Below are 18486 nucleotides of genomic sequence, written 5' to 3'. Positions count from 1 at the left end.
GCTCGGCCGCGGAGTCCATTTCGGCTTCGGCGAGCAAATAGCTCGTGGTCGCCTCCCAGCCCGGGAACTCGATGCCGGCCGTCTTGCGGACGACGCTGCGTCCGCCGTCGCACCCCACGACATACTGCGCCCGCAGCATCCGGTGGTCGGACAGTCCGACGTCGGCGCCGTCGTCGTCCTGCGCGACGGTCGCCACCTCTTCGCCCCGATAGATCGGCACGCCCAGCTCGTCGACCCAGTCCGCCAAGATACGTTCGATCTCGTTCTGCCACAGCGCGAGTCCGTAGGGATGCCGGGTGGGAAAGTCACTGATGTCCAACCGGATCTGGGAGAAGCCGGCGACCTGAGCCACCTGGCCCCGGGACAGAAACCGATCGGCGATGCCACGCTGATCGAGAACCTCGATCGTGCGGGCATGCAGCCCGCCCGCCCGCGTCCCGACCAGGTCCTGGCTGGTGCGCCGCTCGATTATGGCGGCGTCGATTCCCGCCAAACCCAGTTCGCCCGCCAGCATCAACCCCGTCGGGCCGCCCCCGACAATGAGCACCGCGTGCTCCATGTCGCCGTGCGAGTTCCCAGCTGACCGCCAAACGCCCACTTCGCTACCCCGATTCGATTGAATTCTGGTTGAGGACAGCGATTTTGCATCGGCACCCGGGTCTTGCGGCAAGCCCCCGGATGCGCTATAGGTTGAAAGTGGCGGGGAACATCGATCACCAGCGGTCGCGCAGGGCGTCGATCGCGCGGTAAATCCGCTGCTCGCTGACCGGGCGGGGCGTGCCGAGTTGCTGGGCCCACAGGCTCACCCGGAATTCCTCGATCTGCCGGGCGACATCCCGGACGTCGGCGGCCGCCTTGGCCGCCTGCGGCAGCTCGCGCACCAGCTCGGCGTAGGCATCCTGCACCGCGTGCACCCGGCGCATGCGCTCCCGATCGGCCTGGACCGCACGGGACAGGCCTTCGAGGCGGCGGCGGATCGCGAGCAGGTAGCGGGCGAGATCGGCGAGGTGGGCGGCCCCGGTAGCGGCGACGAAACCGGCCGGCAGCAGCCGATCCAGCTGCGCGCGGACGTCGGCAATCGCGTCGACCTGCGCGGCCGGCGGATTCGCGGGCACCTGGAGCTGCACCGCCTGGGCGGCGGTCAGCACCTTCTCGACCCGGCCCACGATGTCGACGGTGGTGGGCGACAAGGACTTTGCCGCCCGCTGTTGCAGCGCGGCGAACTCCGCGCGCGTCCACACCGGCGCCGACACGAGCGCGTCGGCCGCGGCGTCGGCGCAGTCCTCCAGCAGCGCGGACAGGTCACCGTCCGGATTGCTGCCGAGAACCAACCGGGTGCGTGGATCAAGTTGACGCACAATGGCTTTGGTCGGCGACGCGACGCTGAGGCGAATCAACCGCCGGATCCCGGGTCGCATCGCCTGCTCCTGCTCGAACGACGTGGCGAACACGCGCAGGTCCACGCCGCCGCCCGCGTCGACGAATGCGGGAAAGCCCCGCACGGTGCGCCCGCCGACAGTGCGTTCGGCGACCCGCGGCAGCTCGTCGAGGTCCTCGGGCCAGCCGCGCAACCCGGTCCGCTCCAGATCACCCGCGACCGCATGGGCGACGGCCTGCTGGGCCGGCGTCGTGAGCCGTTCCTGCAGCACCCGCAGATCCTTGCCGCGCGCCACCTCGGCGCCGTCACCGGACTCGACCGCGAACGTCACCCGCAGATGCGACGGCAGCTTGTCCAGGTCGAAGGCGTCGACGGGCACCAATACCCCGGTGCGACGGCGTAACTCGCGTTGCAGCGCCGGCAGCAGCGGCTCACCGCCCGGGTCGATTGCCGCCAGCACCGCGCGCGCGGTGTCGGGGGCGGGAACGAAGTTGCGGCGCAAGTCTTTCGGCAGTGAGCGGATGAGCGCGGTCACCAGCTCCTCGCGCAGCGCCGGCACCTGCCAGGCGAACTCGTCGCCGCCCAGGCGGGCCAGCACGTCGATCGGCACGTGCACGGTGACGCCGTCGTCAGCGGCGCCCGGCTCGAAGCGGTAGGTCAATGGCAGCGCGACATCGCCCGTCCGCCACGTGTTCGGCCGATCCGCGGCGGCCGTCTCGTTCGTGCGCAGCAGGTCGGCGCGGGCGAAGGTGAGCAGGTCCGGCGTCTGGTGGCGCTGCTTTTTCCACCAGGCGTCGAAGTGCCGCGCCGAGACGACATCGGCGGGGATGCGGGCGTCGTAGAGCGCATAGATCTCGTCGTCGCCGACCAGGAGGTCGCGCCGCCGGGCGCGCTCCTCTAGCTCCTCGAGCTCCGCGCGCAGCCGTGCGTTGTCGCGAAAGAAGTGGTGACGGGTCTGCCAGTCGCCTTCGACCAGCGCGTGGCGAACGAACAGCTCCCGCGCCAACATCGGCTCGATGCGTGCGTACCCGACCCGGCGGCGCGCGACGAGCGGCAGCCCGTACAGCGCCACCCGTTCGTAGGCCATCACCTCGCCGCGCTTGGCGTCCCAATGCGGTTCGCTGTAGGTGCGCTGCACCAGGTCACCGGCGGCCCGCTCCACGAGCTCGGGCTGGATGCGGGCGGCGGTGCGCCCGTACAGCCGGCTGGTCTCGACCAGCTCCGCCACGACGACCCAGCGCGGGGGCCGCTTGGTGAGCGCCGAGCCGGGCGCCAGCACGAAATGCGAGTTGCGCGCCCCCAGATACTCGCGGGTGTCTTCGCGGCGCATACCCACATGCGACAGCAGCCCGGCGAGCAGCGCCGCGTGCACCCGGGCCGGATCGGCCGGCTCGTCGGACGCGGCGTCCTCCACGATTCCCAGGTCGCGGGCGATGCTGCGCAGCTGCCCGACCAGGTCCTGCCACTCGCGGATGCGCAGGTAGTGCAGAAAGTCCGAACGGCACATCCGCCGAAACGCGTTGCCGGATAACGACTTCCGCTGCTCGCGCAGATAGCGCCACAGGTTGAGATAGGACATGAAGTCGGAGTGCTCGTCGGCGAAGCGGGCATGCTTTTGACGGGCCGCCTCCTCGCGGTCGCTGGGCCGCTCCCGCGGGTCGGGAATCGTCAACGCAGCGGCCAGCACCAGCATTTCGCGCACACATCCCTCGGTCTGTGCCTGCAGGATCATCCGGCCCAGCCGCGGGTCGACGGGCAACCGCGCGAGGCGGCGGCCGAGGTCGGTGATCGCGCCGTGCTGGTCGAACGCGCCCAGTTCGGCCAGCAGCTGCACACCGTCGCGCACGCTGCGCCGGTCTGGCGGATCGAGGAAGGGAAACTCGTCGATGTCGCCGAGCTGCAGCGCCGCCATCTGCAACAGCACGGCCGCCAGGTTGGTCCGCAGTATCTCGGGATCGGTGTAGCGCGGCCTGGTCGCGAAGTCCTGTTCGGAGTACAGCCGGATGCACACGCCGGGCGCCACCCGGCCGCACCGGCCGGCCCGCTGCGCGGCGGACGCCTGCGAGACGGGCTCGATCGGCAGCCGCTGCACCTTCAGGCGCCGGCTGTAACGGGAGATGCGGGCGTTGCCCGGGTCGATCACATAGCGGATCCCGGGCACGGTCAACGACGTCTCGGCGACGTTGGTCGCCAGCACGACACGGCGCCCGGTGTGGGGCGCGAACACCTTCTGCTGCTCGGCGGTGGGCAGCCGGGCGTACAACGGAAGCACCTCGGTGTGTTTGAGGACGCCGCCCAAAGCCTCTGCGGTGTCTCGGATTTCGCGCTCACCCGACAGAAAGACCAGGATGTCCCCCGGCGGCTCGGCCTCGAGCTCGGCGATGGCGTCGACGATCGCCTCGACCTCGTCGCGGGTCTCGGTGCGCACGATCTCGTGGTCGGGGTCGTCGGGATCATCCTGCGTGTCGACCGGTACGGCAACCTCCAGCGGCCGGTAGCGGATCTGCACCGGATACGTGCGTCCCGACACTTCGATGATGGGCGCGGTGGTGCTGAGCCCGTGCTCGGCTCCGCCGCTGGGCCCAGGTTCGGCTCCACCGAAGTGGGCGGCGAAGCGCTGCGGCTCGATGGTCGCCGAGGTGACGATCACCTTCAGGTCGGGCCGGTGCGGCAGCAACTCGCGCAGGTAACCGAGCAGGAAATCGATGTTGAGGCTGCGCTCGTGGGCCTCGTCGAGGATCAGGGTGTCGTAGCGCAGCAGGCGGCGGTCGCGCTGGATCTCGGCGAGCAGGATCCCGTCGGTCATCAGCTTGATCAGCGTGCGGTCGCTGACCTGGTCGGTGAACCGCACCGTGTAGCCGACGACGTCGCCGAGCGGGCTGCCCAGCTCGTCAGCGATGCGTTGTGCGACGGTGCGGGCGGCCAGCCGGCGCGGCTGGGTGTGCCCGATGGTTCCGCGGACACCGCGGCCGGCCTCGAGGCAGATCTTGGGCAGCTGGGTGGTCTTCCCCGACCCGGTCTCGCCCGCGATCACCACCACCTGATTCGCCCGGATCGCCTCGGCGATCTCCTGCCGCCGCTCGCTGACCGGCAGGTCGGGGTAGGCGATCGCGGGGACCGCGGCGTGGCGCGCGGCGACGACCGCCTGCGCGGCCGCGATCTGGTCGGCGAGCCGCCGCAGCTTCTCGGCCGGGGCCCCGCGCAAATTCTTCAGGCGCCGGCCGAAGCGGGCCGCGTCGCGCAGCGTCACACCGTCGAGCTGTGTGCGCAACTGCGCGACAGACGGTTCGGCCACTGCTGCCACGATAGGCGTCATCCGGCGGCGCCGGCCACGAGGTGTCGGCGACGCTGCAGAGGTCGACGTGGTGTCAGAATGGCGATGCAGCAATTCGCCGCACGTCGCCAGCACGGGGGTGACGAGGAGACTTAACGGAATGCGTCACAGTTTCGGTGGCCCGTACGGCGGTCGGGATACGCGCCGATATCGATTGCGCCTGCGCGCCGATGCGGGGACGGTCTTCTACCGCACACAACAGGCGCGGATGCTGCGAATCTTCTTGGGAGCCACCACATTCCTGTACGCCTACGGGGTGGTGTTCACCTTGTTCCCGATCCGTTCGGGGCTCACCCTGTCCAATCCGACAGGCGGAATCGTTGCGGTCGGGCTCGGTGTGGGTGCACTAGCCTTACTGGCCGCCCGGCCCGACAAACCAGCGCCCGCGACGGTAGCGGCGATCGTGGCCACACCCATCGTGATGGCGTTCCACCGCGCGATCGTTGCCGAGTTCGTCTGCCTGATCGGACCGATGTTCCTGGCGATGTACCTGCGCGCGTTTTACTCGTCACGCCGCGGAGGGACCCTGGTGGCTGTGCTGACCGGGCTGTCGGTTGCGGCACTCGCGGTCGCGCCCACGCCGAAGTTGTGGATCGACTACGTCATTTTCGTGGTCGCGATCATCGGCGCGGCTGAATCATTCGGGTTGTTGACGCGCGCCCTCGTCGCAGCGGCGTGCACCGATCCCCTCACGGGCCTGCTCAACCGCGCAGGGTGGGAGATCGCCACCGCGGACCTGTTGGCGCGATCTCGTTCGGCCGCAACCACTGTCACCGTGATCGCGATGGACATCGACAACTTCAAAAGCCTCAACGACACCCAGGGCCACGTAGCCGGCGACCAGCATCTGATCAGCTGCGCGGCTTTTTGGCGACAAGTCGCGCCCGCCAATGCCGTTCTGGCCAGATTTGGCGGCGATGAGTTCGCGGTGTGCATCGCCGACCGTCGTCCAACGGGTGCCGAAGCGGCGAAGTTCATTGCTTGCGTCGACGAACACACGCCAGGCACCAGCGTCGGCACCGCAACCCGCAGCGGTGAGGGCGCGGACATCACCTCGCTGTACGCGGCTGCCGACGCGGAGCTGTACAACGTCAAGCGTGAGAGACGCGGCCCCGATCTGCGGCCGTCGCGAGGTTGACGGCGGCTGAATCCGGGTATCAGGTGGCGAGTGCATCGAATTTGGATGCCGGCTTGCGGGGGAAGTGATCGGCGATGGTCGGTTGGCTGGACAGGCTGCAGCGACGTAATCGAGTCGTCGGCGTGATCGTCGGTGTCGTCTACAAGTACAACGACGATCAGGGCGGTTACCTCGCCGCCCTGATCACCTATTACGGGCTGGTGTCGCTGTTTCCGCTGCTGCTGCTGTTGACCACCGGCCTCGGGGTGGTGCTGGCCGGCAGACCCGATCTGCAGGCGCAGGTGCTGCACAGCACCCTGAGCCAGTTCCCGGTACTCGGCGACCAGCTGCACCACCCCCAGGGGCTCAGCGGCGGAGCGGTGGGCGTGGCCGTCGGGTTGCTCGGCGCGCTCTACGGCGGCCTGGGCGTGGGACAGGCGCTGCAAAACGCGATGGACACGGTGTGGGCGGTGCCGAAGCACAAGCGCCCCAACCCGATTCGGTCCCGGCTGCGTAGCCTGCTGTTGCTGTTGGTGCTCGGCTCGGCCGCCATCGCGGCCACGGTGTTGGCCGCGGCGGGCCACGCCACCAGCGCGCTCGGCGTCTTCAGCAAGATCGGCCTCGCACTGGCCGCGGTGGCGATCAACGCGATGATCTGCCTGGTGGCCTTTCGCGTGACGACCGCACGCGCACTGACCTACCGGCAGGTGTTGCCCGGAGCGGTTGCCGCGGCGTTCATTTGGCAGATGCTGCAGTGGTTCGGCGCCGGCTACGTGGCGCACACCGTGAAAAGGGCCAGCGCCACCAATAGCGTGTTCGCACTGGTGTTGGGGGCGTTGGCGTTTCTGTTCCTGACCTCGGTGGCGCTGGTGATGTGCGCCGAGATCAACGTCGTCCTGGTGGAGCGGCTGTACCCGCGCGCCCTGCTCGGCGCATTCACCGACGACGCGGATCTGACGATGGCGGATCGGCGGACCTACACCAAGAAGGTCAAAGCCGAACGGGTCAAAGCCTTCGAGCGGGTGCATGTTCATTTCGACGACATCAAGCGGTTGCCCGCGAAAACCGTTGGGCGCCTTGGCGCGGTCCATGACTTTCGCCGCCCGCGCACGCCATGATGCGGGCTTGTTTCCCGGTGTGTGGCGAGGGCGTTGGCGTGGCGCAATAGTCTGCAGTGATGAGTCTGGTCACCTATGAGCTGCACGACCACGTTGCCACCATCACCCTGAACCGCCCGGAGGCCCGCAACGCCATCAACGGCGCGCTCCGCCAGGACCTCAACGCCGCCTGGGATCGCTTCCGCGACGACCTGGACGCCTGGGTCGGGATCCTGACGGCCAACGGCGGCGTCTTCTGCGCCGGCGGCGACCTCAAGGACGGGGAAGGCTCGGTCGGGACCTTCGGTGGCACCTTCTGGGAGAAGCCGACCATCAACTCCTTCGAATCCGGCATGGAACTGTTCAAGCCGACGATCGCCGCCGTGCACGGTCCCTGCATCGGCTACGGGGTGACCGGGGTGTTGTTCTGCGACTTCGTCATCGCCAGCACCGAGGCCACGTTCTGCTTTCCCGAGGTGTCGATCGGGGTGCCCACCATCGTCGGGGCCATCCGGCTCCCGCAACGGGTGGGCTGGGCCAACGCGATGGAGTTGCTGTTGACCGGAAAACCCATGAGCGCCGAGCGGGCCAAGGAGGTCGGTCTGGTGTGGAAGCTGGTCGAGCCCGACCAGCTGCAGGCCGAAGCCCAGGCGTGGGCCCGCACGCTCACCGAGGCCGCACCGCTGGCCCAGCGGGCGACCAAGGAAGTGGCGTGGCGGACCGCGGACATGGGCTGGATCGAATCGGTGCGCTTCGGCGAGACCATGCGCAAGGTGGCCGGTGCGACCGAAGACGTCGCCGAGGGATTGCGGGCCTGGGCCGAGAAGCGCAAACCGCAGTGGCGTGGGCGTTGACGCTCAGAAGGCGTACCGCACTCGGCACGCGGGCAGCGTGACCGCGAGCAGGTCGGTAAGGTCCTGCACCCAGCGTCCCTTCCACGGGCTCTTGTAGCGGACGTTCCACTGCCCGCTCTGACTGCGCTTGAGCTGCTGCAGGTCCGGCCGCCACAGCAGCTCCTCCCCCTTGGGATGCCAGCCGAGGTTGACGTCGTGCAGCTCCTGGTTGTGTGTCAGGAAGATGACCTCGGCCGCCAGCTGGCGCTTGGTGCGCTCGCTGGTGTTGTCGGCGACCTGTTGCAGCAGCTCGGCCCAGTCGTCGCGCCAGCCGTCGTAGACGATGACCGGGCTGAGATTCAGATGCACCTCGTAGCCCGCCTCGACGAAGTCGTCGATGGCCGCGATGCGGTCGGCGATCTTCGAGGTGCGGATGTCGACCAGGCGCGATGCCTGCGCCGGCATCAGGCTGAACCGCACGCGGGTGCCGCCCCTGGGGTCAAGGTTCAGCAGGTCGCGGTTGACGAGCTTGGTCGCGAAGCTGGCCTTGGCATTGGGAAGGCGGGCGAACAGCTCGATCAGGTCGGCCACGTTGTCGGACACCATCGCATCGGCCGAGCAGTCACTGTTCTCTCCGATGTCGTAGACCCAGTCGACGGGATCGCATTGATTGGGCTCGGGTTTGACGCCCTGACGGGCGGCGTGGCGTTCGAGGTAACCGGTGATCTTCTCGATGTTCGCAAACACGGTGATCGGGTTGGCGAAGCCCTTGCGGCGCGGGACGTAGCAATACGAGCACGCCATCGCGCACCCATTGGCCGTCGAGGGCGCGATCCAATCGCTGGACCGCTCGTTGCGGCGCGCCGACAGGCTCTTCTTCTCGCCCAGGACGAGCACTTCTCGTTTGATGCGGACCCAGTCCTCGACGTTGCCCTCGTTGCCATACAGGCCCGGAATCGCCTGGTGCGAGGCGACCTGGATGCGCTCGGCGTCGGGAAATCGGTCCAGCACCTGGCGCGCGCGGGGGAACCGGTCGATGTCGGGCTCGTGGTAGATCCGCTTGATGTCGAGAAGACGGTCCGTGAGGTCGGCCGGCGCCCGGTGCGCATTCGTGTCTTCGGCGAGCGTGGGCGGCATGTTTATCCAACGCCCGCCCGCCGGGCGCGGTTCCATCGGGCGGTGGCGAACCGGTGACGCCGTGGCCTTGACTGGTGGGATGGGTCAGCGATTGCGTGACGAACTGGTTCGAGTGCTCAGCGATGGCGGCCGCGGCGCCGACCACGCCGAGACCGCCCTCGGCGACGGACCGATCGGGCAGCGGCTGGAGGCGTCGATCCGCGCGTTGGCCGAGCATCGCGGGCCGCGCAGCAGCATCTGCCCGTCGGACGCCGCCCGCGCGGTGGGCGGCGACGACTGGCGCGCGTTGATGGACGACGCCCGCCTGGCCGCCCGGCGCCTCGCCAGATCGGGTGACGTGGAGATCACCCAGCGCGGCAACGCCGTCGACCCCGACGGCGACTGGGCCGGACCCATCCGCATCCGCACCACCGGGACCTAGCAATTAGCACTGGGGCGCAACGTCTTTCGTCTTCCCACCGGCGTCCGGCCGGCCTAGCGCCAACCGCCGGAACCGCCGGAACCGCCGATATGACAGGATTTCGGCATGAGTGCACGCGGACTTGCTCGCTTGGTTGGTATCCCGGTTCTGATGATGTGGGCGCTGCTGAGTGCACCCATCGGCGGCCCCACAGCCGCCGCCGATCCCTGCTCGGATGTCTCGGTGGTTTTCGCCCGGGGCACCCATCAGGAGCCCGGCCTCGGCAACATCGGACAGGCCTTCGTCGACTCGCTCACCTCGCAGCTCGGCGGTAAGTCCGTCGACGTCTATGCGGTCAACTACCCGGCCAACGACGACTATCACAACAGCGCCAACGCGGGCGCCGCCGACGCAAGCACACACATCCAGGACGTCATCGCCGGCTGCCCGAACTCGCGCATCGTGCTGGGCGGCTACTCCCAGGGCTCGACGGTGATCGATCTGGCCACCAACGCGCTGCCACCCGCGGCGGCAAACCACGTCGCCGCCGTCGCCCTCTTCGGCGAGCCCACCAGCCAGTTCTCCAGCATGCTGTGGGGCGGTCAGCCGCTACCGACAATCAATCCTGCCTATAGCGGCAAGGTCACCAGCTTGTGTGCGCCCGACGACCCGATCTGCTCCGGCGGCGGCAACATCATGGCCCACGTTTCCTACATCGACGCCGGGATGACGGCCCAGGCCGCCACGTTTGCGGCCGACCGGATCAACCAGGGCTCGCCGCAAACCTAGAGGCGGCCTCAGTCCTTCGCCCGCTCCTCTTGCCGTTGCCGCTTCTCGGCGGCCGCCAACTCGGCCACCCGATCCGCCTCGGCGCGCGTGGCGGCCGCCTCGCCGAGCTTGTCCTCGGCTTCGTCGACCTTGGCGGCCGAGGTCTTGGCCGCGGCCTTCTCGGCGGCCTGAGTCCGGCTTTCCACCTGGCGCTTGGCTGACTCGACCCCCTGCTTGCGCTTGGCGGCCGCCTCGTCGGCGCGCTGCTTGGCCGCGGCGCTCTGCTGCTGCGCCGACTGCGCCGCCGCACGCTTGCGCTGCTCGGCGTTGACGCGTGCCTCTTTGACCTCCTGCTTGGTGGCCTGCTGCGCCTCCTCGCGCTCGCGGATCGCCTCGTCGCGGGCGCCCTTGAGCTTCGCGTCGGCCTGTTCCTTCCGGGCGGCGGCCCTGGCATCCAATTGAGCCGCACGGCCCAGCGCGTCGCTGCGATCGACCAAGGCGGTCCCCCGTTCGACGATCGCCGGATCACCGAGCGCGTTGCCCACCGTGGTGTCGAGCATGCCCAGCGAGCGCTCGTAGAGCAGTCGCGCGGGAGCTTCCGTCGGGATGCGGTTGACCACCCGATCCTCGATCAACTGCAGCGGGAACCGGGCGAGCTGGTAATGAAACCGCAGAACTGCCAACGGGACTTCGGAAATTTTCATCAACTTCTCCTGGGTAAGGCCCGCCGTCAGGGCAGGTCGGCTTCGTCGGTCACGTTCTGGGCATGGCGTCGCAGACGGTCGGCTTCCGACTCGTCGTTGCGGGCCACCTGAACCGAGGTCTGATGCTCGGCGACGGCGTCGACGATGTCCTCGGACGCTTCGCGGATTTCCGCGCGCTCTTCGGCCTTGGCTTGCTGGATCTCGCGCTGCGCGTCCACCTCGGCCTGGGTCTTCGCGGCGGTGGCCTGCTGAAGGGCCGCGCGGTCGGCCGCGCGCTTCTGCGCGGCCTCCTGGGCCTCGATCGAGTTCTCGGCGGCGACGGCCTGGGCGTTCGCCGCCAGGCGTTGCTGGGCGCCTTCGACCCTGGCCTCGGCCGCGTCCTCCTGCGCCTGCTTGACCTGGGCTTCTGCCACGGCCTCCGCCGCGTTCGCTTCCTTGCGCTCATGCGCCTGGGTCTGCTCGAGTTGGCCCTCGGCGGTCAGCGATTCGTTGCCCGTAACAGCGCCGACGACCTCTTTTGCCTTGCCTTTGACCGAGTCGATCAGGCCCCTGCGCGCTTCGTCGGCCTTATTGTGCTCACTCATCGAAATACTCCTTGAGGGTTGGCCAAGAACGTTCGTTCGTGCCACGGTGTGTGATTCCACGGACGGGGCCGCTCAAACATCGGCGTGTCCGGGGTCATGCGCAATCAAGCGGCCCGAGCGCGGGTATTGGTGATGAATTGCCAAGCGCCATTAGATGTTTCGTGTGGATCGCCCGGTGTCATGCGTGATCCCAACAAAAGGGCGATACCCTGGCCCGCATGGCCATCGAGTCCACCATGCTCGCCCTGGGCACTGTCGCGCCGGATTTCACGCTGCCCGAGCCGGCCACCGGCCGCACGCTGCGCCGCGACGACCTGTCGGGGCCGGCCCTGGTCGTCACCTTCATCTGCAACCACTGCCCGTATGTGAAGCACGTCGCCGACGGGCTTGCCGCGCTGGGGCGTGACCTCGCCGAGCAGGGCGTTGCAATGGTGGGCATTTCGAGCAATGACGTGGCCACCTACCCGCAGGACGGCCCCGAGCAGATGGTCGCGGAGGCCCGCCACCACGGCTGGACCTTCCCCTACCTGTACGACGAAACCCAAGACGTCGCCCGGCCTTCTCGGCCGCGTGCACGCCCGACACGTTCGTGTTCGACGGCGACCGCCGGCTGGTCTATCGCGGCCAGCTCGACGATTCGCGACCCGGCAACGGCCGGCCGGTCACCGCCGCGGACGTCCGTGCCGCCGTCGACGCGGTGCTGGCCGGGCGACCGGTGAGCCCCGAGCAGCGTCCGTCGATCGGATGCGGCATCAAATGGCGCTGAGGCGCGGTTAACAGCGGCGATTGCGGGTAGCTGGGCCCTTGAGCGGGTCGCCGAGGCCTACCGCGCCATGGACGAGCGTCGCGCCATTCAAGACCTTCCTGCAACCCTAGGTGAGGTCGGTCACTGACCCGGCCGGCCCGGGCAGCGGCCGCGTCTCTTCGGCTAACGTCGACCCTGTGTCCAAAGTCTCCGGAAACGACCTGATCGACGACGTCACCCCTGGCGACATCATCGCCGTGGACCGCGGTTCGGGTGAACAGCCCTACAAGGTCGTTTTCAAGGATTCCAGCGACGCGGGATATCTCGTCACGTTCGAGGCCGATGGCGGTGAAACATTCCAGCTCGAGCTGCCCGCCGGCACCAGGGTGACGAGATCGCTCGAGGCCAAGTGGGAGTCCGCGCAGAGCCCCACCCAGAACTCGCAGAGTTAAGGCCGCCAGCGCGACAAGCGTGCCCGAACCTGTTGTCGGGCAGGGCTTTCCGCTAATCGACGCGCACCGTGCGGGGGCCGGCGCGGACTGACACCGTCGCGTGCGCCGATCGGTTCGGCCAACTCGCTGCAGCGCGCTCGGTTTGGGTGGCCCGTGGGCGGGTACCGCCATGCCCCGACGGAGGGAGCACGCGGTGAGCTATCTAGAGTCCGCCAAGAAGCAAGTACTGGGCGCCGTGAACAAGGTGATCGACCTGCCGTCCCGGCAGGGCAGGGCGCAAACGGTCACCATCGCGTGCCCCGTCGAGCGCATCGAGCAGTTCTGGCGCGACCCCGACCAGTTGTCGGTGGTGCTCGGTGACATCGCGGAGATCGACGTCGACGAACGGGATCGCTATCGCTGGAAGATGTCGGCAGAACCGCCCGTTGAGTGGAAGTCCACGCGGGTAGCCGAGCCCGGCGCAGTGCGCTTCGTCGGCCAGGGCAACGAGATCGCCGTCCGGTATCGGCCCGCCCCACACGAGCTCGGCACCGAGGTGACGCTGCGGATCAAGGCCCCGGCGCCCGCGCTGTTGTCCGGCGCCGCGGCTTTCAAGATCCTGTACCGGCTGCGCGCGTTGATGCAGACGGGCGAGGTGCCGACCATCCGGTCCAACCCCAGCGCGCGGAAATCCGCGCGGTAAGCGAAAGGCTCAACATGCGTGCACTGTGCTGGAACGGCGTCAATGACCTGTCCGTGGAAACGGTCGATGACCCGAAAATCCTGAACCCGCACGACGTGATCGTCGAAGTCCGGCTCACCACGACCTGCGGGTCGGACTTGCACTTCATCGACGGCTATCTGCCGGGCATGCGGGCCGGCGACGTGTTCGGCCATGAATTCATGGGGGTGGTGGCGGAGACGGGTCCGCAAGTGCGCGACACCAAAGTCGGCGACCGCGTCGTGGTGCCGTCCTTCATCGCATGCAACCAGTGCTGGTATTGCGATCATGAAATGTATTCGTGTTGCGATACAACGAATCCCAATGCCGAACTGCAACAGCCGTTGTTGGGATACCCTTCCGGCGGTATCTACGGATACACGCACCCGTTCGGTGGCTACGCGGGTTCGCACGCCCAATACGTCCGGGTGCCTTTCGCCGACGCGAATTGCTTTGCGATTCCCGGTGATATCACCGACGAGCAGGCGCTGTTCTTATCCGACGCGGTGCCCACCGGCTTCATGGGCGCCGACTTCTGCGACATCGCCGGTGGCGACACCGTCGCGGTCTGGGGTGCCGGCGGCGTCGGACTGATGGCCGCCAGGAGCGCCCTGCTGTTGGGCGCCGAGCGGGCCATCGTCATCGACCGCATCCCGGAGCGGTTGGCCCTGGCGCGCAACGAGTTCGGGCTGGAGACCATCGACTACAAGGCGGTCGGCAGTGTGCACGAGACGCTCAGGGAGATGACCGGCGGCCGCGGACCCGATGGCTGCATCGACGCCGTCGGCATGGAGGGCCACGGCACCGGGGTGCAGCAGCTCTACGACCGGGCCAAGCAACTGCTGCGCATGGAGACCGACCGCGCTTCCGCGCTTCGCCAGGCGATCCTGGCCTGCCGCAAAGGTGGAGTGGTGTCCGTGCTCGGGGTATACGGCTTGACCGACAAGTTCCCGACTGGGGTGTTGACCAATAAGGGCCTCACCCTGAAAACCGCTCAACAACACGGACAACGCTATATAACCCGGCTTTTCGATTACGTCGAGCAGGGCGACCTCGACCCCGCCAAGCTGATCACCCACGACGTGTCGCTGGAGGACGGGGTGCGGGCCTACGAGTTGTTCAAGAACAAGAAGGACAACTGCATTCGGGTGGCGATGCGACCGAATGTCCCCAGCGCCGCCCGCGACGAAAGGGCCGCAGCCGATCATGACCGCGCAACCTCCCGATCCTGACCCGACGCAGATCCCCGGCCTCGAGCCCGGAGGAGGCACCGCACCGGGCGCCACCCCCCCGGCCGCGCCCCAGACCTCGGGGGTGTCTGCGCCGCAGCCGCCGAACACCCGACGATTCACTCCCAGTCTCGTGCTGACCGTGGTCGCCGTCGGCGTCTTCGTCCTCGTGTTCATCGCGGTGGCGGTGTTGCTGGTGATGAAGATGACCGGGGCGGCGGGCTAGCATGCCGAAACCTTTCGCGCCGGCTCCTGATTACGTTGGCCGGGTAGCGGGCATAGCCAAATGCATGTCCGACGATGCCGCGCAGGCGCCACAGGAGAATCCGGAGAAGGACCAGTCGCAGTGGGTGACCGGCGACGAGCCCATGACCGGCCCGCAGCGCAGCTACTTGAACACGCTGGCGCAAGAAGCGGGCGAACAGGTCCCCGAGAATCTCACCAAGGCCCAGGCCTCCCGCTTGATCGACGAGCTGCAACAACGAACCGGGCGGGGTGGCTCATGACCATCGGTGCCGACGACGTCCGGCGATTGCTCGCCAGCAAGGACGCGGACACAGCGCTGGTGGTGGTCGAGGGGCGTGCCGCGGTCGTCGCGCCGGCGGATCTGAACTCCGACGAGTACCGGGGCGCCCTGCAGGTCGCGACGCGCGAGGAACTGGTGCAGCGAGTCGGGCACGCAGAGCTGTCCGACCGCGAGTTGGTCGAACAGGCCGAAGAACTCGACACGGCGGTGCGCAATCTCGGTGGCTGACGCCACGAAGGCGGTGCGCCGATCCGGACGGCCGGTCTATGGCGCGACAGTGACGGCGTCACCGACGCGGATGATGCCGTTGGTCACCACGGCGAGGTAAACGCCCGCGCACGCCTGTTTGCCGTGACCGCCTGTGTCCAAACGGTTTTCGGCGGCGGGGATCCGAAGCGCCTGCGGAGCCCGGGGTAACGGGCCGTGCTCGAGCGTGGGCACCACGCAGCGTGACGTGGCCGTCAGGACGCGCAACCGCGTCTCACCCACGGCCATTTCGCCGCCAACCCACTCGTTTTCGGCGTATGGCGGATAGTCGGGCGGTGTCGCGATCACCACATTCGGGCGGTAGCGCAGCGCCTCCACACCGATGTGCTCAAGGGTGGCCGTCGTGATCGCATGCAACGGGGCCTCGTCGGTGAACGATTCACCCGGGGTGGTGGTGGCGATCCGCAGAATGCGGCCACCGACCTCGGCGTCCAGACCGAGTTCGAGCAGTTGCTCCGGATCGGGGCGCACCAGTGTCGCACCGTCGGGGCGCTGGGCGATCAGCCGCACCCGCCGTCCGGTCAAGCGGGAGATCAGCTCGTCGACGCCGGGATCGTCGGCGGCCACGTCGGTCCCATCGGGCAGCCTGATGCGCACTCCCCGGGCGTCCGCATGCGCGGTGCACGTCAGGAGATCGCGCCATAGCCGGGGATTCTTGGCGCTGGCCACGTGCCCCGTTTCGCCGTCGAGCAGTGCCAATCGCCGGTCGCCGTCGGCGCCACGCTCGTCGACCGGCAGGCAATCGAGGGTCTCGCCCAGCATCGACTTGACCGGATACCGAAGCAATGCCTGCACCCGCATCGGCACCGCCCCGGAAGCGTTGGGGACGGACGACTTCTCCATGAGGTACCTCGCTCGGTAGTACTGCACACTGTGCCCGAAACCGCCTGGCGTTACCAGTGATCAGCCGCGGGACGCCGTGACGACGATCGACTGATCACTGGTCTGCCAGGCGGCCATGAACGCGGTGACGCTGACCTGTTCGTCGGCGTGGTCGATGCCGGGGTCGTTGAGATGAACGATATCTCTGCCCGTGTCGATGCCGGTGACGACCAGGAAGTGGTCGGCCTTGGTGCGCTGGTCGTCGGCGTTCAAGATCACCGAGGAGTTGACGAACGCGATGATCTTGCGGTCCTGCGCCAGATATTGCTCGAGCAGGGGCAGGCCGTTGCGATCCCGGTCGGACTCCGCGGTCATCTCCGCTTTGATACCGAAGTGGTCGAGCAGGATGACCAAGTCGGCCATCGAGACGCCGCTGTCCGGTCCGGAGTGGCTCGGGTCGTTGCGCGGCGCGTAGATAGGCCCCGGATTGGCCCCCGACGGTGTCGACTCCGCCAGGTCCAGCATCTGCCGCTCGGTCGGCGCGTTGCCGGTGAGTTCACCCACGACGTCGGCGACCGAGACGAGGCCGCAGTTGTCCTCGAGCGACTGCGCCACCCAGTGCTTCGCTGCGGCGGCGGGGTCGCCGTACACGCCGGATGCCGTCGTCGGCGCAGGGCCGGCCGAACGGGCGAGAGGTGTACTGCTCTGTGCCGCAACGACTTTCGTCACTGAGGTGGTAGCGGCCGTGGTCGCCGGCGGGGCGGAGCCGCACGCCACCAGCGGCGCACCGGTCAGGGCGATGCACGCGCCCGCCACCGCCACTCGGGCGAGCCGGAAGGTGAACATGAGGGCTAGGAGAAATCCCGTCGACGGTCGGATGGCCAGCAAACGGTAACACCCGTACCGCGCCGCCATGGCCGATTGACCGGTGAACCGTTGTGCCCGGATCAGCTCGGCAGCAGGCGCTTTTTCTGCTCTTCGAATTCCTGCTGCGTCAAAATCCCCGCGTCACGCAGCGACGCGAGTTCGCGCAACTCGGCGGCGATGCTGGTGATGGGACCCCCGGCCACAACCTGCGGCGCGGCCGGCTCGTTCGCCGGGTCCTTCTTCGGCTCGCGCTTGGCCTTGCCGGCGTCGGCGGTCCGGGCCCGCTCGCGACCCAGCGCACCGCCGGTGCCGGCCATTGCGCGCCCGGCCATGCTCGCCACGGCCATCTCGCCGAACAGGCTCCCGGCGCCGCTGGGCGCGGCCGCGGCGGCCGCCTCCGCGGCGGCACCGGCGGTGGTGGTCGGAAGCACCAGGGCGGCCGGGCGAATTGCCGGGGCGGCCGCGGTCCAGCCGGGCGGCACCGAGAGGCCGCCGACCGTGTTCGCCTGGCCCAGGCCCGCCGACGCCAGCGTTCCGAAGCCCCCCGCCGGGTTGGTGATGACCGGAAACGGCGACGGCGGCACCGGGCCCACTCCCGGAAAGGACTGGACCCCGGCCCAGCCACTGACGATGTCGTCGGTGTGGAAACCGGTCAAGGTGCCCGCGATGTCGAACGGAAGGGCGACCGTGGCCATGGGCGCATCGACGCCGATCCCAACCACTGATGCCGGCCCGTCGAGGAAATAGGTGATGAGATCGGCTCCCAAGTCCAGCCCATCCAGGGCCGTGGGGTCGGCGGCGACGGCGTTGGGCGTGGCCGCAAAGTTGCTCAGCAGGTTGGGCACCGCCGAGAACGATTGCTGGGCCACCGCATTGCGGGTGCTGCCGGCCGCGGTGCCGGTGGCCTGGGCTACCGCCTCGGATTGCGCGGCGTCGGAGTTGGTCGTCTGGTCGGGTGGGGTGAACGGCGTCAGCCGCGTCGCCGCCGCCGCGGAACCCGCGTAGCCGAACATGGCCCCGGTGTCGCGCGCCCACATCTCGGCGTACTCCGCCTCGGTCGTGGCGATCGCGGGCGTGTTCTGCCCGAGAACGTTGGTGGCGACGAGCGTCGCCAACAGGGTGCGGTTGGCCGTGACCACCGGGGGCGGCACCGTCTCGGCGAACGCCGTCTCGTAGGCGAACGCCGCGGTTCTGGCTTGGTTGGCGGCCTCTTCGGCCTGGGCGCCGGTGGCCCGCATCCAGTCCAGGTACGGGGTGATCGCGGCGACCATGGACGCCGCCGACGGGCCCACCCACGGGCCGGACGTCAGGGCCGTGATCTCGGCCTCGTACGAGGTCGCGGTCGATTGCAGCGCGGCGGCCAGTTCGTCCCAGGCCATCGCGGCGGCCAGCATCGGTCCCGACCCCGGACCGGCGTACATCCGCGCGGAGTTAACCTCCGGCGGTAGTACCGCGAAGTCCATGTCGTTCTCCTCCGATTGCCTTCACTGACCGCGACGACCTCGATGCGCGTCGTATGGGGATAA

19 protein-coding genes and 1 pseudogene are annotated in these 18486 nt (G+C 68.5%); 12 read left to right on the top strand and 8 right to left on the bottom strand.

The genetic code is table 11. The features are described from left to right. A partial coding sequence (locus A5646_RS06355; RefSeq protein ID WP_197505132.1) for an FAD-dependent monooxygenase occupies window positions 1-559 on the bottom strand: 559 nt, incomplete at its 3' end. Between the two features lie 154 nt (window positions 560-713). Continuing rightward, window positions 714-4673 (bottom strand): ATP-dependent RNA helicase HrpA, encoded by a 3960-nt coding sequence (gene hrpA, locus A5646_RS06350; protein WP_067020650.1) that lies wholly within the window; start codon window positions 4671-4673, stop codon window positions 714-716. Window positions 4674-4866: 193 nt separating this feature from the next. Here hrpA and A5646_RS06345 point away from each other — a divergent pair, with 193 nt between their 5' ends. The 3 genes from A5646_RS06345 to A5646_RS06335 all read left to right on the top strand — a co-directional run bounded on the left by A5646_RS06345 (window position 4867) and on the right by A5646_RS06335 (window position 7780). Continuing rightward, the gene (locus A5646_RS06345; RefSeq protein WP_067020648.1) at window positions 4867-5850 is read left to right on the top strand and encodes a GGDEF domain-containing protein; all 984 of its coding nucleotides are present in this window, start codon (window positions 4867-4869) and stop codon (window positions 5848-5850) included. Between the two features lie 74 nt (window positions 5851-5924). After that, window positions 5925-6947 (top strand): YihY/virulence factor BrkB family protein, encoded by a 1023-nt coding sequence (locus A5646_RS06340; RefSeq protein WP_066876771.1) that lies wholly within the window; start codon window positions 5925-5927, stop codon window positions 6945-6947. Window positions 6948-7006: 59 nt separating this feature from the next. Further along, complete coding sequence (locus A5646_RS06335) at window positions 7007-7780, top strand: enoyl-CoA hydratase/isomerase family protein (RefSeq protein WP_066863089.1); 774 nt, start codon at window positions 7007-7009, stop codon at window positions 7778-7780. Between the two features lie 3 nt (window positions 7781-7783). On the opposite strand, the gene A5646_RS06330 is transcribed toward A5646_RS06335, so the two are convergent. Beyond that, the gene (locus A5646_RS06330; RefSeq protein WP_067020646.1) at window positions 7784-8896 is read right to left on the bottom strand and encodes a spore photoproduct lyase family protein; all 1113 of its coding nucleotides are present in this window, start codon (window positions 8894-8896) and stop codon (window positions 7784-7786) included. A gap of 79 nt (window positions 8897-8975) precedes the next feature. Between A5646_RS06330 and A5646_RS06325 the strand changes: the two genes are divergently transcribed. Together A5646_RS06325 and A5646_RS06320 are read left to right on the top strand one after the other, a co-directional pair. Further along, a complete protein-coding gene (locus tag A5646_RS06325) occupies window positions 8976-9317 on the top strand; it encodes a DUF3253 domain-containing protein (RefSeq protein WP_082972307.1) in 342 nt (113 codons plus the stop codon). A gap of 105 nt (window positions 9318-9422) precedes the next feature. Beyond that, window positions 9423-10085: a cutinase family protein gene (locus tag A5646_RS06320; RefSeq protein ID WP_066863095.1), complete on the top strand. Its 663-nt coding sequence runs from the start codon at window positions 9423-9425 to the stop codon at window positions 10083-10085. Between the two features lie 8 nt (window positions 10086-10093). On the opposite strand, the gene A5646_RS06315 is transcribed toward A5646_RS06320, so the two are convergent. Both A5646_RS06315 and A5646_RS06310 read right to left on the bottom strand, forming a co-directional pair. Continuing rightward, entirely contained in the window at window positions 10094-10768 is a 675-nt protein-coding gene (locus A5646_RS06315; protein ID WP_067020638.1) for an IF2 family translation initiation factor, read from the bottom strand. 26 nt (window positions 10769-10794) lie between these two features. After that, window positions 10795-11352, bottom strand: a complete 558-nt coding sequence (locus tag A5646_RS06310) for a CsbD family protein (protein ID WP_067020636.1) — start codon at window positions 11350-11352, stop codon at window positions 10795-10797. A gap of 218 nt (window positions 11353-11570) precedes the next feature. Between A5646_RS06310 and A5646_RS06305 the strand changes: the two are divergent. The 7 genes and pseudogenes from A5646_RS06305 to A5646_RS06275 all read left to right on the top strand — a co-directional run bounded on the left by A5646_RS06305 (window position 11571) and on the right by A5646_RS06275 (window position 15232). Beyond that, window positions 11571-12118: pseudogene (locus A5646_RS06305) on the top strand (thioredoxin family protein). A gap of 176 nt (window positions 12119-12294) precedes the next feature. Further along, window positions 12295-12549, top strand: a complete 255-nt coding sequence (locus A5646_RS06300) for a hypothetical protein (protein ID WP_066863108.1) — start codon at window positions 12295-12297, stop codon at window positions 12547-12549. A 193-nt stretch (window positions 12550-12742) separates the two neighbouring features. Then, window positions 12743-13231: a hypothetical protein gene (locus A5646_RS06295; protein ID WP_066876765.1), complete on the top strand. Its 489-nt coding sequence runs from the start codon at window positions 12743-12745 to the stop codon at window positions 13229-13231. Window positions 13232-13245: 14 nt separating this feature from the next. Then, a complete protein-coding gene (locus A5646_RS06290; protein WP_067020633.1) occupies window positions 13246-14481 on the top strand; it encodes a zinc-dependent alcohol dehydrogenase in 1236 nt (411 codons plus the stop codon). Then, on the top strand, window positions 14456-14704 hold the full coding sequence (locus A5646_RS06285; RefSeq protein ID WP_066863117.1) for a DUF6480 family protein: 249 nt from the start codon (window positions 14456-14458) through the stop codon (window positions 14702-14704). Before A5646_RS06290 ends, A5646_RS06285 begins: the two co-directional genes overlap by 26 nt. 64 nt (window positions 14705-14768) lie before the next feature. After that, window positions 14769-14984 (top strand): DUF3072 domain-containing protein, encoded by a 216-nt coding sequence (locus tag A5646_RS06280; RefSeq protein WP_066863121.1) that lies wholly within the window; start codon window positions 14769-14771, stop codon window positions 14982-14984. Next, the gene (locus A5646_RS06275; RefSeq protein WP_066863124.1) at window positions 14981-15232 is read left to right on the top strand and encodes a hypothetical protein; all 252 of its coding nucleotides are present in this window, start codon (window positions 14981-14983) and stop codon (window positions 15230-15232) included. The genes A5646_RS06280 and A5646_RS06275 overlap by 4 nt, the downstream gene beginning before the upstream one ends. Before the next feature lie 36 nt (window positions 15233-15268). Here the strand turns inward: A5646_RS06275 and A5646_RS06270 are convergent, their stop codons facing one another. From A5646_RS06270 to A5646_RS06260, 3 genes are all read right to left on the bottom strand, one after another. Continuing rightward, window positions 15269-16114 (bottom strand): MOSC domain-containing protein, encoded by an 846-nt coding sequence (locus tag A5646_RS06270; RefSeq protein WP_067020629.1) that lies wholly within the window; start codon window positions 16112-16114, stop codon window positions 15269-15271. A gap of 60 nt (window positions 16115-16174) precedes the next feature. Continuing rightward, on the bottom strand, window positions 16175-16939 hold the full coding sequence (locus A5646_RS06265; protein ID WP_067020626.1) for a C39 family peptidase: 765 nt from the start codon (window positions 16937-16939) through the stop codon (window positions 16175-16177). A 101-nt stretch (window positions 16940-17040) separates the two neighbouring features. Continuing rightward, complete coding sequence (locus A5646_RS06260; RefSeq protein WP_066876757.1) at window positions 17041-18423, bottom strand: PPE domain-containing protein; 1383 nt, start codon at window positions 18421-18423, stop codon at window positions 17041-17043. Window positions 18424-18486: the final 63 nt, after the last annotated feature.

The sequence above is a fragment of the Mycobacterium sp. 1245499.0 genome (assembly GCF_001673615.1).
GTDB classification, from domain to species: domain Bacteria; phylum Actinomycetota; class Actinomycetes; order Mycobacteriales; family Mycobacteriaceae; genus Mycobacterium; species Mycobacterium europaeum_A.
This window is presented reverse-complemented; position numbering and strand designations above follow the sequence as displayed.

Excerpts from the sequence above, each read along its gene's own strand:
- A5646_RS06340 (WP_066876771.1), top strand. The coding sequence starts at position 5,925 with ATGGTCGGTTGGCTGGACAGGCTGCAGCGACGTAATCGAGTCGTCGGC.
- A5646_RS06335 (WP_066863089.1), top strand. The coding sequence starts at position 7,007 with ATGAGTCTGGTCACCTATGAGCTGCACGACCACGTTGCCACCATCACC.
- A5646_RS06330 (WP_067020646.1), bottom strand. The coding sequence starts at position 8,896 with ATGCCGCCCACGCTCGCCGAAGACACGAATGCGCACCGGGCGCCGGCC.
- A5646_RS06325 (WP_082972307.1), top strand. The coding sequence starts at position 8,976 with ATGGGTCAGCGATTGCGTGACGAACTGGTTCGAGTGCTCAGCGATGGC.
- A5646_RS06320 (WP_066863095.1), top strand. The coding sequence starts at position 9,423 with ATGAGTGCACGCGGACTTGCTCGCTTGGTTGGTATCCCGGTTCTGATG.
- A5646_RS06315 (WP_067020638.1), bottom strand. The coding sequence starts at position 10,768 with ATGAAAATTTCCGAAGTCCCGTTGGCAGTTCTGCGGTTTCATTACCAG.
- A5646_RS06310 (WP_067020636.1), bottom strand. The coding sequence starts at position 11,352 with ATGAGTGAGCACAATAAGGCCGACGAAGCGCGCAGGGGCCTGATCGAC.
- A5646_RS06290 (WP_067020633.1), top strand. The coding sequence starts at position 13,246 with ATGCGTGCACTGTGCTGGAACGGCGTCAATGACCTGTCCGTGGAAACG.
- A5646_RS06285 (WP_066863117.1), top strand. The coding sequence starts at position 14,456 with ATGACCGCGCAACCTCCCGATCCTGACCCGACGCAGATCCCCGGCCTC.
- A5646_RS06280 (WP_066863121.1), top strand. The coding sequence starts at position 14,769 with ATGTCCGACGATGCCGCGCAGGCGCCACAGGAGAATCCGGAGAAGGAC.
- A5646_RS06275 (WP_066863124.1), top strand. The coding sequence starts at position 14,981 with ATGACCATCGGTGCCGACGACGTCCGGCGATTGCTCGCCAGCAAGGAC.
- A5646_RS06270 (WP_067020629.1), bottom strand. The coding sequence starts at position 16,114 with ATGGAGAAGTCGTCCGTCCCCAACGCTTCCGGGGCGGTGCCGATGCGG.
- A5646_RS06265 (WP_067020626.1), bottom strand. The coding sequence starts at position 16,939 with ATGTTCACCTTCCGGCTCGCCCGAGTGGCGGTGGCGGGCGCGTGCATC.
- A5646_RS06260 (WP_066876757.1), bottom strand. The coding sequence starts at position 18,423 with ATGGACTTCGCGGTACTACCGCCGGAGGTTAACTCCGCGCGGATGTAC.